The sequence below is a fragment of the Candidatus Methanoperedens nitratireducens genome (genome assembly GCF_900196725.1).
Lineage (GTDB): Archaea > Halobacteriota > Methanosarcinia > Methanosarcinales > Methanoperedenaceae > Methanoperedens > Methanoperedens nitroreducens_A.
In genome coordinates, this window is the sequence record NZ_FZMP01000020.1 from 1 (window position 1) to 13,376 (window position 13,376).

The 13,376-nt window shown below is 47.2% G+C and carries 9 protein-coding genes and 1 pseudogene; 6 read left to right on the forward strand and 4 right to left on the reverse strand.

What is annotated here, in order from left to right; all coding sequences use genetic code 11:
- Window positions 1-352: 352 nt before the first annotated feature.
- Genes MNV_RS02180 through MNV_RS02195 form a run of 4 tightly spaced genes read left to right on the forward strand, consistent with a single transcriptional unit; the run spans window position 353 to window position 7,675 of the window.
- Entirely contained in the window at window positions 353-1,312 is a 960-nt protein-coding gene (locus MNV_RS02180) for a hypothetical protein (RefSeq protein ID WP_179293751.1), read from the forward strand.
- Window positions 1,309-5,532, forward strand: a complete 4,224-nt coding sequence (locus MNV_RS02185; RefSeq protein ID WP_096203748.1) for an FG-GAP-like repeat-containing protein — start codon at window positions 1,309-1,311, stop codon at window positions 5,530-5,532. Before MNV_RS02180 ends, MNV_RS02185 begins: the two co-directional genes overlap by 4 nt.
- On the forward strand, window positions 5,507-6,865 hold the full coding sequence (locus MNV_RS02190; protein ID WP_096203749.1) for a B12-binding domain-containing radical SAM protein: 1,359 nt from the start codon (window positions 5,507-5,509) through the stop codon (window positions 6,863-6,865). Before MNV_RS02185 ends, MNV_RS02190 begins: the two co-directional genes overlap by 26 nt.
- A 9-nt stretch (window positions 6,866-6,874) precedes the next feature.
- A complete protein-coding gene (locus MNV_RS02195; RefSeq protein ID WP_096203750.1) occupies window positions 6,875-7,675 on the forward strand; it encodes a mechanosensitive ion channel family protein in 801 nt (266 codons plus the stop codon).
- Between the two features lie 10 nt (window positions 7,676-7,685).
- On the opposite strand, the gene fen is transcribed toward MNV_RS02195, so the two are convergent.
- Window positions 7,686-8,699 (reverse strand): flap endonuclease-1, encoded by a 1,014-nt coding sequence (gene fen / locus MNV_RS02200; RefSeq protein WP_096203751.1) that lies wholly within the window; start codon window positions 8,697-8,699, stop codon window positions 7,686-7,688.
- Between the two features lie 12 nt (window positions 8,700-8,711).
- Window positions 8,712-8,999, reverse strand: a complete 288-nt coding sequence (locus MNV_RS02205) for a hypothetical protein (protein ID WP_096203752.1) — start codon at window positions 8,997-8,999, stop codon at window positions 8,712-8,714.
- 150 nt (window positions 9,000-9,149) lie between these two features.
- On the opposite strand from MNV_RS02205, the gene MNV_RS02210 reads away from it, so the two are divergent.
- Window positions 9,150-9,713, forward strand: a complete 564-nt coding sequence (locus tag MNV_RS02210) for a LemA family protein (protein ID WP_096203753.1) — start codon at window positions 9,150-9,152, stop codon at window positions 9,711-9,713.
- 128 nt (window positions 9,714-9,841) lie between these two features.
- Window positions 9,842-11,395 (forward strand): annotated as a pseudogene (locus MNV_RS20435) (DUF2207 family protein); the annotation flags it as partial.
- A 197-nt stretch (window positions 11,396-11,592) separates the two neighbouring features.
- Here the strand turns inward: MNV_RS20435 and MNV_RS02220 are convergent.
- Window positions 11,593-12,270, reverse strand: coding sequence for a DNA alkylation repair protein (locus tag MNV_RS02220; RefSeq protein ID WP_096203755.1), 678 nt, complete (start codon window positions 12,268-12,270; stop codon window positions 11,593-11,595).
- 13 nt (window positions 12,271-12,283) lie between these two features.
- Window positions 12,284-13,012: a 4Fe-4S double cluster binding domain-containing protein gene (locus MNV_RS02225; protein ID WP_096203756.1), complete on the reverse strand. Its 729-nt coding sequence runs from the start codon at window positions 13,010-13,012 to the stop codon at window positions 12,284-12,286.
- Between the last annotated feature and the right edge of the window lie 364 nt (window positions 13,013-13,376).

Genomic DNA, 13,376 nt, shown 5'->3' on the forward strand with positions numbered 1-13,376 from the left:
TAATACTCCTTAATGGCGAGGTATTGATAATTACAATCTCTTTTTTAATAACATTTATAGCATCAAGAGCTATTGTCGTCGCGGCGGGGGAATCAAAACCATCGCTTGAACTGTGGGTAGGTAACTACCACGTCCATCTTATTTTATACGAACACAACAGGGAGAGGAAGAGATGGTGAACGAATACCTATAAGCGATAAAAAAGCAATGTAATGTTGGAAGTCAAAGTTAGGGGATATTTGCTCACAGGATAGTCAACAGTACTTCTAAGGAGGAAATGTGGCAGGTAAAGACATTGAAGAGATTGTAAGCTCAATCGTTCGCTTCTTAACTGAGTTTTGTATCCGTTCGGATGGCTCTTAGTAGTCTGATGGCTATGGCAGGTGAAACTATCGCCGGAAATAAAGATAACAATCTTGCGGGCAGGATTCTTCGGACACTTCATCTTGCTGACCGCAGGGGATATGCCATGTGCCTTCCTCATCTCGTAAAGAACCTTGTCTACGGGGAAGTTACCGAGGAGGCTGTCCGGAAAGAGCTCCAGACCATGCCCGGCATCTCGCATAGCGATGGGATTTACTGCCTCAAAGGAAGCGAGCATACCCTCGCCAAGACCAGGAAACGGCTTGCTTGCAACGGTAAGTATGTAAAAATGTATGAAGAAGTAGCAAGGCGCTTTGCCTCCGAATACGCTTCCATATGCCCTTTTGTCAGGTGCATAGCAGTGGCTGGCTCTATGGCATCGGAGGGCTTTTCAGAGGACGATGACATTGACTTCAATATATTTGTGGAACGGGGATGCAAGTACACAGTATATCTCCTCGGGATTCTTCTGTCCATCAAGTACTCGTTAAGGTACAGGAGAAAACCTCTGGCAGCGTGTGCAGCAACGCCTTTTCTGCCCAAGCTCATCTGCATCAACGTTATCTGGGAGGATGAGGATGTCCTTCCGTATAAGCGCCAGGATGAGTACCTTGCTTATGAACTGCTACGCCAGAAGCCGGTACTGGGGCTAAAATTCTACCTTGAGGTCTTATCAAAGAACAAATGGCTTGGAACATACTTTCCCCAGATATACAGGCTTGACCCAAGCGAGACCGGGATAAAGAAAACCCTCGCAGGCAGGCTTTTGCGTCTCTTTTATTCAAACAAGGCAGTATCGCACCTGGGGGAGAGGATGTGCAGGGAGATATCCTACCTTCTCTGGAGGTTCGTACAGTTCTCGCGCAGGAACAACCCTGAGGCGATTGAGCGCGTCAGGTGGGTGACGGCTATGCAGATGCCATATGCGCTGTTCGGTGATAGGGTATGAGCTTTCTGGCTGTACTTATTGTGGTCTACATTGCAATCTTAATTATCCTTTTCATCTACGGGAACAACTGTCTTCTGCTCACATACCTTCACAGGAAAGAAAAGAAGGAAAAACCCGCTAATATATCTCACAGCTATCCCGTGGTGACAGTCCAGCTCCCGGTCTACAACGAACTTTACGTTGTCGAGAGACTGATCAGGAAAGTAGCGGAACTGGACTACCCCGGGGAGCGGCTTGAGATACAGGTGCTGGATGACTCCACAGATGAAACGACCGGTATCATACAGCGCTGCGTAGATGACCTCAGGGACAGGGGATTGAACATATATTCGCTGCACCGTATGAAACGGGAGGGATACAAAGCAGGAGCCCTGAGAGAAGGCATGAAACACGCAAGAGGTGAGTTCCTTGCCGTCTTTGATGCTGATTTCCTGCCTGACCCCGGTTTTCTTAAAAGATGCGTCCCGTATTTCTCCGACCCCTCGGTCGGGATGGTGCAGACGAGGTGGGGGCATATAAATGAGGACTATTCGCTTCTTACAAGGGCGCTGTCCATAGGGATTGACGGGCATTTCCAGATAGAGCAAAGCACAAGGTACAGTGCCGGTCTTTTTCTGAACTTCAACGGGACAGCAGGGATATGGCGCAGGCAATGTATCGAGGACTCAGGCGGCTGGCAGGATGATACGCTGACAGAAGACCTTGACCTGAGCTACAGGGCGCAGCTTCGGGGATGGAGACTTGTCTTCCTGTCCGATGTTGTCTCCCCTGCCGAAGTACCTGTACAGATAAACGCGTTCAAGCGCCAGCAGTTCAGGTGGGCGAAGGGCTCGATCCAGTGTGCAAAGAAACTTTTGCCGCAGGTTGGTGCCGCAGATATTCCGGCTTTCAAAAAAATGGAAGCTTTGCTCCATCTCACATACTATACTGTCCATCCCATGATGGTAGTGCTTTTGCTCCTCAGCCTGCCGCTCATTCTCCTTGCCAGCCCTGCCTTCTTATATTTCAAGTTCCTCGCCCTGGGGACATTCGGTCCTCTCACGATGTATGCCCTCTCGCAGCGGGAGTTATATGAAGGATGGAAAAGCCGCCTGAAATATCTTCCCATGCTGACTATAATCGGAACTGGCATCTCGGCTAATAACACGAGAGCCGTGATTGAAGCTCTCCTCAACAGGGGAGGCGTATTCCAGCGTACGCCCAAGTTCGGGATAGAAAGAATCACGGACAGATGGGATGGGAAAAAATACAGGCTGAGTTTTCCTGTCATGACAGTAATAGAGGTAGCCCTGGGTGTGTACGCACTGGCGACACTTTATTTTGCGTATACTACAGGCAACTATTTTTTAGTTCCTTTCCTTATGCTCTATGCCCTGGGTTATTTTTATGTTTCCGGACTTACTATCCTGCATTCAGCCCCACATCTGCGGCTTTCCCCTAAAAGCATATGCATTATCGGCATACTCGTCATGGCTTTCGGTCTCAGGCTGTACAGGGCTACGATGGGAGACCTTTCCGAAGACCCATACCACCACTGGCTTATCTCTGCGTATTTAGCCTCAAGCGGAATTTATACCGACCCGCTCTCAGGGGCTGTGGAAATATGGCCGCCCGGATACCATTTTTTCGCCTCAGGTATTATATTTGCACTGGGCAGGGATATATTCTGGCTGAAGCTTGCAAATATCCTGTTCTCCCTAGGAGGGATATATCTTGTATATACGATAGCCGGGAAGTATTCCTGGAAAGCCGGGCTTCTTGCAGCGGCTTTTCTTGCCCTGAACCCCTTTGAGTTTCTGACATCTTCGACCTCGTATACAGAGCCTATGGCTGTTTTCTTTTTTCTCCTTGCAATCTATTTCCTTGACAGGGAAAAAGAGAAAGCGGCAGGCGTAGCTCTGCTTCTTGGCTCGGTCGCGAGGTACGAAGTATGGTTTGCTATCCCTTTCTTAATTTTTTATGGCAGGCGGGATAGGATAAAGGAAAGATTCTATCTCATAGCACCTTCCCTGGCGTTCATACTGGCTTGGTCGGTTTATGCTGCTCTACATTATGGCTTTTTCCTCGAAAGTATTGTGAACCGAAGCCAGGAGGTATTGAACTTTGAGGTCGCAAGCGGAGCAGCCCGGGAAGGGAGCATCGGGCGAACAGGAAATATATTGAAGTACTTCTTTGTCTCGTCCCCTCTCGTATACATGGCCGGACTTTACTATGCAGCCAGGAATATAAGGAAAGGCAGTATTTTCGTATTTACATTGCTTAACCTGACGGCTGTATTTCTTGCCACGGTTTCGGGATTAATCGCAGGTTCTTTCAGATATTTTAGTCTCGCTATTCCCCTTCTCTGTATATCCGGGGCGCTCCAGCTTTCAGAAAGCAGGAAGCTCCGAACGATAGTAATATTATTTCTTATACTCTCTCTTCCTTTTTATTTCGGTATCTATGCAGAGCTGGATGCACTCTACAAGCCGATGGTGAGGGCAGGGGAGTTCGCAGGCAATAACAGCGCATACGGAGTAATCTCCAATTCCCCGGTACCGCTCTATTATTCAGGTCTTCCGGCAGGACACCTGCTCGGTGATGTTAGCCTCCGAAATATGAACCAGGAGCAGGGAATAAGGTTCCTTTATGAGCAGGGCGTGGACTATGTTATATATGTGGACTCACCCCCTGGCGGGCTTAATAAAGTTTTTCCGGGAATCGAGAACGGGAAGAGCTTACCAGGACTTCTGTCAGTTTATGACCCCAACGGCTGGGAGCAGAAGTACGGGGCAAAAAAAGCCTATGTGTACAGGCTCCTTAACAATAGTAAATTTAAAAGTACTAACAGTTACATATCCTCCTCGCCCCTGATTGCGGATGTGGATGGGGACGGCTTCTGGGAGATAATTGCAGCTTCTGACACGCTATACATCTGGAAAAAGGATAGCAGTTCACTTTCGGGCTTCCCGGCAAAGACGGACGGGCTTATAGCCTCGACACCGAGCATCGCTTATACAAAAGACGGGGCTGCCATATTTGTGGGCTCGGATGATAACAGGCTTTATGCATGGTGGTACAATGGCTCCTCGCTTGCTGGCTTTCCAAAGGCGACAGGCGGGGACATATTCTCAAAGCCGCTGCTCGTCGATATGGAAGGAGACAACGAATCCGAGGTAGTGGTGGGCTCAGATGACGGCAGGGTATATGCCTGGCATATGAATGGCTCCGCAGTCCCGGGCTGGCCTGTGGAGACCGGGAGTTATGTATCCTCCTCCCCTGTAGCTGCCGACCTTGACGGCGACGGGAAGCCTGAGATAATCGCAGGCTCGTGGGATAAAATGCTGTACGCCTGGCATACTAACGGCAGCTTACTTCCGGGCTTCCCGCTTAAGACCGGGGATGCGATTTGGGCTACTCCCCGTATAGCAGACATCGATGGCGATGGAAGCCCTGACATCATAGCGGCTTCGGACATGGTTTACGCCTGGAACAACAAAGGTAAGCCGCTACCGGGATTCCCCATTAAAACCAGAAGCTATATAGTGGCATCCCCTCTGGTGGAAGATATTGATAATGACGGAAAGCCGGATATCGTTGCGGCTGCCGATTCGCTTTATGTGTACAACAACAGCGGTGTGCTGAAAGATGGCTGGCCGGTATATACCGGCAGCTATTTCTGGGCATCTCCCTCCGCAGCAGATATCGATGGGGACAAGCAGATGGAGATAGTTACAGGAGACTGGAGCGGCAGGGTCTATGCTTTCAAGCCCGATAGCAGGACTATTGCAGGGTTCCCAGAGTATACCCGTGGAAAAATATTCGCCTCTGCTGCGGTTGGAGATATTGATAAAGACGGAACTATGGAGGTAGTAGCGGGTTCATGGGATAAGGATGTATACCTCTTCAGTGCGAAGAGCGCAGGCTCTTACAGGAGTGAGTACATGAAGATTCCGGAGAACAGAGAAGGTTCTCCGGTTCTTAACGGAGTATCCATCTCAAAGGAATATGGAGTCGTATTTTTAACTGCAAACTTCTCAGGATACGTAGAAAGACCGAAGCTCTATTATTATGCGGACGACGGCTCCTGGCACCAATCTCCGATGATGCTGTCAGGGGAAATGTATGTTGGCATGATAGCGCCGCAAAGACGGGAAGTATTAAAATATTATATTAGCCTGGAGAACAATAACCGTTCATATCGCTACCCTGAGGTTGATTACTACGAACTCAAGAACTGACGTGCTCCTTATCTATCCGTATTTTCACCGGGAGCCAGGATGGAGAAGGCTCTGGCTCTTTCCACCGCTCGGGCTGGGGTATCTTGCCGGGGTCCTGCGCAAAAACGGGATGGAAGTCAGGATACTTGACGGGACTTTCATGCAGCCTGAGGAACTGATAAAGAAAGCTGAGATGTTTTCGCCCGGCATTGTGGGCATATACTGTATGGTCACAATGAAGGATAATGCTCTCAGGATTGCAAAGGCTCTTAAAAGTCTTCCCGATAAACCTTACCTTGTTGCCGGAGGACCGTTCCCGACATCAGAACCCAAACTGTTTCTTGATGACTTTGACGCAGTTGTTTTGGGTGAGGGGGAGCAGACCATGCTTGAGCTGGTAATGAAACATTTTGCAGGCGGTGATATTTCCGGTATAAAGGGCGTTGCGTTAAAAGGGGAAAGCTGGGAAATAACCTCAGCCAGAAGGGAGTACATAAAAGATATCGATTCTATCCCGCATCCTGCCCGCGACTTTTTTGAGAACCGGAAATACATGAAGTACTGGGAAAAAAAGTTCGGCTATAGCTGCGCTCCTGTTATAACAACGCGAGGCTGCCCTTACGACTGTGATTACTGTGCACGCCCGGTCTTCGGGAACCGCTACAGGGAGAGGGGTTTTCAGGATGTGGTCAATGAAATAGAAGAGGTTCTTGCACTTGGTTACACAAGGATATGGTTCTCTGACGATGTCTTTACCCTCAATAAAAAAAGAATTATGGGGCTATGCGATGAGATAAAGAAGCGGGGGCTCGTGTTCAAATGGGACTGCCTTTGCCGCGTGGACAACGTAAATCATGAACTTTTCCAGGCAATGCACGAAGCAGGCTGTGCCAGAGTGTTCTTTGGCATAGAATCGGGGGATAACGGGATTTTAAGAACTATGAAAAAAAGTTTCACAGTCGGGCAGGCTGAAGCGGCTGTCAGGATGGCAAAAGAAGCAGGGATCGAAGTGGGAACTTTTTTCATTGTGGGCTACCCGGGAGAGACCGGGGAAACCATACTCAAAACTCTCCGCTTTTCATCCCGCCTGCCAGCGGATTACCTGTCATATACGCTGCCGTATCCCCTTCCGGGCACAGGGCTTTATAACAGGCTTGCCGACAGGCTCACGAAAGATGAATGGAAGATAGCCGGTCATAATCTTCTTATGTTCAAAAGCGACTTTTCACAGATGAAACTGCGGTTCGCTATATATAAGGGAATGATAGAGCACAGGCTCCGGAAATATGGGATTCCGGGGCTCGCTTCCGTATTTGAAGGAGTCACGGACAGTATTTTCAGGATAATGAGGTGACCGATAGCTATGTTAATTGAACCTTTATTTACCGGAAGTACAAGGCTGTTACTGGAAAAAATAATATATGTCCTGATTATCGTTGTCATTGCCTCAGTCATCGCAAAGATGATCGCTACGGCAACTTCGCGTATCGGGAAGGAGGCGGGGATACCGGGCGATATCACAAGACTGATAAATAGAATTATCACATATTTTACTGCTTTTATAAGTCTGGTTCTAATCGTTCAAATCTTTAATTATGACGTAGCGACTTTTGTTGCCAGTTTCGGTATCGTGGGACTGATAGTTGGCATAAGCGCCCAGGCTGTTATATCGAATTTTATTTCCGGGATCCTTATCATGGTCGAGAAACCGTTTATTACAGGTGATTTCATCGAGATTATGGGATTCCAGGGCAAAGTTGAGGACATAAGGCTTCGGAGCACCAGCATAAAGACCTTTGACGGGCGGGTGATCACCGTCCCGAACTTAACTCTCACATCAAATGCCGTAATAAATTATTCTAAGGCAGGCGAAATACTGGTAAAGATACCTGTATCTTTTAAGGCGGATGCTGATATTGGAAAAGTTTCGCATATCATGAGTTCTGCCGCTAAAAGTACACATGGGGTACGCCCGTTCCGTATTGAAGTGCTGGTTACCGGGATAAAGCAGAGCGATCCCTTATGGAATGTAGAAGTCGAACTCCGCTTCTGGGTAAACCAGGTTTCAGACAGGGATGTTATTGTTTCCAATGTTACAGGCAGGATCAAAGAAGAGTTAGAGAAAGAGAAAATAATAACATTTCTCCCTCCAAGGAAAGATTAAGGCTTGCAGCCTAAAACCACTTATCCAGTGTCTGCTGACCTTCTTCCGAGGCTTCTACCAGGCGCTCTACAGCCTTTGATACGCGCGCCTCAGAGAAATCATGCTCTTTGCAGAGGAACTCTATTACGGCGGATGAAGCGGGTTTCTTCCATTTGATCTCATAATCCGGCGTCACATCGGGAACGAGGAACAGCTCCCTTATCTCTGCCATGTGACTGATATCTGTACCTGTTTCTCCAAGCGCCCCTTCAATACTGCCGTGTTTCTTTATCAGCTTAAGGGCTTTCTTCGGACCTATTCCCTTGATGCCAGGGTTATAATCTGTTCCGACAAGAAGCGCTATATCGACAAGCTGCTCCCTTGTGATCTCAAGTTTGCGAAGCCCGCTTTCAAGTTCTATGACTTCGCACTTTACATCAACGTAAATCCCTTTTCCGGGAAGCTTTCTTTTCCCTGTGGCAGCCAGATTCCTTACGACCACAGGGGCGCCGAACAGAAGTGCATCGAAGTCCTGGGAGCCCACGGCATAAGCATCTCCGTTCCTGGCTATGAAAGCTGCCTGAGCCTCGCCTTCAGAGGGCGCCTGGATTACCGGGAATCCCATCAATTCCAGCAGTTTTTTGGCATCTTCAATCATGTTCCCGCGAATATGTGATGATGCCTGGGCATACTTAAGCGCCTCTTCACCGCCTACGGCTTTTTCTTCCTCCCATTTCAACATAGCCTCTGCCCGTATGCTTTTCCGCTCCTCCAGGATCGCATTCTTAAATTCCGGCGGGGTACCGTCAAAAACGAATATGGGTTTTATACCCTCCTCGACAAGGTTGGTAGTCCTGTACAAAAAGCCTGAAAGATGGGATGTTATCTCGCCGTGGGAGTCGATAAGCGGGGTACCGTCGCGCTGGCGTATAATGCTCAGGAACTGGTAAAGGGTATTGTATGCATCTATGGCTATTACTTTCCCTTTCAGCTCAGACAGCTCTATTTCCTTTCTCTCGAAAAGGTCGCCGAGGTCAACCCCCATATCTACCTCAAATCAAACTTCACTGCTCAGCCTGACATCTATTACGGAATCGTCTTCTGCTTCAAGTCCTTTTACGGTCAAAAGATTGCCTTTACGATTGATCAATTCTGCTGCTGAGACTTTAACCTGGTGCTCGTCCCCGGACTGGTGGTTCTTGTGCACGATCAGCAGGCTTGCTCCTTTTTCGAATTTTTCAATGATTTTGCCAAGGATACGCTCGCAGTCAGAGTATATTATAACATCGGTTAATCCTGAACTGGATTTTTTTATCACTCCGATGGGCTCGATCTTAAGATGCAACTGGACACCTCATTATAATGTACCATCTATCATTCACCTGTTTATAATGCTTTCGTAAGTTTTATGCTGCCATCTCGCAAATACTTAATTATTAATCGTTTACATTTGGTGCATAGAAATTATTATATAGCCATTAATTAATGCTTAAGCATGGACATTTTAACGGTGGTATTACTTCTTATTCTGGTTTTGATTATTATATTAATCGCTTATTTTTTCTCCACCTACAACAGGCTTAAGAGTTTAAGGAATGCCGGGGACGCAACGCTCTCCCAGACAAGAGTGGCGATGAAAAAGAGGCTTGATATGATCGAACAACTCGTAGAATCTGTCAAAAGCTATGCAAAGTTCGAGCAGGATACGCTTACGAAAATCACCGGCATGCGCGCCAATCTTGGAAAAGCCAGCCCGAATGAGCTCAATAAAATGGATAGTGAGATGAGGGGGCTGCTCGGAAACATAATAGCTGTTGCAGAAAACTATCCTGCATTGAAGACTTCCGAGACTGTAACAGTGACTATGAACGCCATAAAGGATATCGAGGATGAGATCGCAAGGCACAGATATACGTACAACAACATAATCCAGGAATATAACACGATGCTTGATACCATTCCTTCAAAATTTGTGGGACGTGGGGCAGGAATGAGCAAGAAGGAATATCTTGACTTTTTTGATGAGGAATTGAAAAGACCAGTGGTGAGCTGGGGTTGAGTGAAAGTAGACAGATCATAACTTTATTGATCGCTGTCACCTCCATAGGTGCGGCAGGGCTGTTCCTTACAGGCGGCACGCCTTATCTTAAAACAGATTGCCTCATCGAATGCTATGGCAGCGTTTACGTGGAGAGCTACGGGGCTGACATTTACCTGAACGGAACACTTGAGGAAACTTTTGTTTACAGGATTACTGAGTCTGACAGGTACAGGATGCTGTACCGGGACTGGAAAGTTCCGCTCTCGCAGGAGAGGCTTGGTGAGCCGTACGTTGAGCCTATCGGCATTTCTCCTCCACAGGGAACTATCCCTTACATCAAGGACTGGAGTGCGAAAGTCTGGGAGGAGCAGGATGGGGTTTTTTCAATACGTCAGCTATCGAATACAGAATATACCAGCGATATTGATTATCTTGCGGTGCCGAACGAGGCTGGAGTGTACATGCCAGAGAGATTTGCAGCCGGCACGTTCAGGGTAGGGTATCTCTTCAAGCTGCATCCGCCCCTTGAATGCGACTCTGAGTACTGCCATTTGAATTTGAAGCTTGCTGACGAGCATCTACCTTACAAGCACTTTATCTTGATCGTGCATGATCCTGATAATCTGGTCTCCCGGATTTATACGCACCCTGCCTTAGATGCCAGAAGGGAGGGCGATGCATGGATTGCGGAAGGGGTCAGTCCGGAAAATACGTTGCTGGAGGTAGAAATGCTGCTTCGTCCCCAGGTTAAGAGCATTATGGATGGCTTTCCCCGGGACGTGCAAGATGTAGAAAGTAAAACACTCTCAGCAAATTCGGAGTACTACCTGATATCCCGGCTTCTCTCCACAGTGGTCTATGTGTTGAGAGCTATGGTGCTCGTATTTCCGCTTATGCTTGTATTGATCTACTATAAGTACGGCAGGGAAAAGTCCTTCGTAGTGCCTAAATTCCTGAGTTACGTGCCAGAGCGCAGGAAGCCATGGCTTGTTAACCTGGTTTTCAGAAAAGATCCTTTCGATTTTGATGAGAATGGATTCTATGCGTCTCTCCTTGATCTGCACAGGCGGGGAGTGGTGAAGATAGAGACAGATGGGAAAGAAGAGGGATTGAGGGTGCAGCTTCTGAAAGGTTATGAAGGTACAAAGGATGAGTATGAGAAAGACGTACTTGATTTTCTAAAAAGCTTTGCCGTGGGGGATTTTTTTGATGCAAAAGCTTTCAAGGAACAGGTAGAAAGGTTAAGAGAGAACGCTACAACAGGGAATTCTGCGGCTGTATCAAGGCTGAGCCATATCCGCAGCAAGATGCAGGTGCTCATGAGAAGTGCGGATAAAAGTGTCGCGGATGAGTTTGTCATGGGCGGCAGGAAGTATGCTGCGATCTCATTCGTGCTGTTCCTTCTGCTATCTATCGCAATATTACTTCTGTTCGCAGACTACAGACAGGTCTACCCTCAGCTATCGTTCGCTCTTTTTACATCCTTCATTTTAGTGCTTCAATCCATTCCACCATTAGTAGTCTCATCTGCTCTTTTCGGAAGTTGGAAGGAGGATTATTACAGGGAGAAGCTTGAGTGGGATGCGTTTAAGACGTTCCTCTCTGATTTTGCCTCGATCCAGAAGTATTCGCATGAGGATCTGAAGATGTGGCAGGAGTGGCTCATCTACGGAACTGCGCTCGGCGTCGGTGATAAGGTGGCAAAGGCAATGGAGAAGCTGAACGTGAGCATACCCGAGGCGCGTTCATTGAATTATATGCCTGTGTACTTCGGGCGTGCATACAGCATGTCCTCCCCTCCCCCCTCAAAAGGTGGCGGCGGAGGCGGAGGTTTTGGAGGAGGAGGCGGATTCGGTGGCGGGGGCGGGGGGGGCGAGGTAATTCCCGACACAGTTTTTTATCTGCGCAACCTCTTCTGCATCTTTTCACTGGTCAATTCCCGCAGCGCATCAGAAGCTATCCATCTTGCTGTTTTTGATTCGAGCCCCTGTATCCCCTTCGCGGTCTCACTCGCCGCCCGGTTCAGGTTCAGATTCCGCTTCCCTATCTGCCGAAGCGCCCAGTTGATCGCTTTTTTAACAAAGTTTCTGTCATCGGCAGACTCTCTTTTTATCACGGGCAGGAACTCTAAGAACTTTTCATCGCTTGCTCTCTTATCGTGAACCACCAGTGCAGCCATAAGAACGAACCCTGCCCTTTTGATGAATTCTTCTTTGTGACTGCTCCACTCGTGCGCTTTCTGATAGGCGAATCCTGTTTTATCGAAAAGGTTGCTGCACACCTGGTCGCACACGTCCCAGGAATCAAAGTCCACCGCCCAGGCATCCATCTGTTCCCCGGTCACTTTTTCAGGCTCATCGACCATGCCGGCAAGTATTCGCGCTTCGTGGATGCCGGATTGCCAGAGCGCCAGGGCAAGAGCATGGTCTTTGCCTGTTTCCCTAGCGATCTTCCTGAGTGCCGGGATGGAGACGCCGTATGTATTGTTCGGGTTGATGCCGAAGCGAGCCATGCCTGCTCTTGCTTTAGGGCTGGAGAGGGATTCCAGTTGTTGTAAGATATCTTTACAATGCATATATCTACCTTTTTTAATATTCCTTCATACTTCTAAAAATATTGTTAAGCGCCGCCTTCTCTTGCAATGTATTTTTTGTCCATGGACAGACTGCAATACATATTCCGCAAATGCCTATACCGATTTTTTCTTCAAAATTTCTTAGTGTCTTTTTACAAGCAAAGGCATCATAAAAATCCTCTCTTTTCATATTTACATTCCAATTTTTCGGGGTATGCACCCTGGATGGGCATGAATTCGAACAGATCATACATTCATTACAATGCGAAACTTCAATGGGAACAGCAGTTTCCAGTTCAGCATCTGTTAAAACCGTATTGAGCCGGATAGCAGCACCATACTCTTCTGTAATAAGAAGGGCGGATTTGCCAATCCATCCAAGCCCTCCGCGTGTGGCTACGGTTTTATGGGGAAGAGCTGTTGAAAGCGTCTTCTGATTTATAGAATCGCTTGTTGGTTCCATTGGAATTGCTTTGTACCCGTTATCTGTTAATACATCTGCTGTAAATTTACCCAAATACGATAATAAATCATTGGCTCTTTGATATTCCAAATAATATTCCCGGGTTGGACTGGCATTTATTTTTGCAATGATATGCGGATTAAGTGCAACAGCGATTGAGATGGCATAGTTCAATGAATGGCGAACGTTTCGTGGCAAATTCTCGATATCTGCAAATCCAATGAGCGATGCTTTTTTATTAAGTAATGATTGTTTTATTTCGTAGCTTAAATTGTTCATCTGGAATTTAACCTATCAAGTGTTATATTTAATCGATAATGACTTTTTGGGTCACTATCTACTTTTTTAACTTTTCTTTTCTGCTTCACGCATAGCTCTCATAGCAATCGATATTGTTTTAATTTTGTCAATTATCCCGGCTGCTGGGATTAGTATTTCTCCCGACCAGGTTCAGCCCATCTCGTCACATATTTTGCGGAAATATGGTCTCAGTAGATCGAAATTTTCAATCTCGGGAAACCCGCATGAAGATATCAGTACAGTTTTTGGATGACGATCAAATTAACCCTTAACTCTGCCTAAATTAAGTAATATTTTATTTTTATAACCCTTGTAAATAAAAGTCTGTTTTCAGAATAAGAAT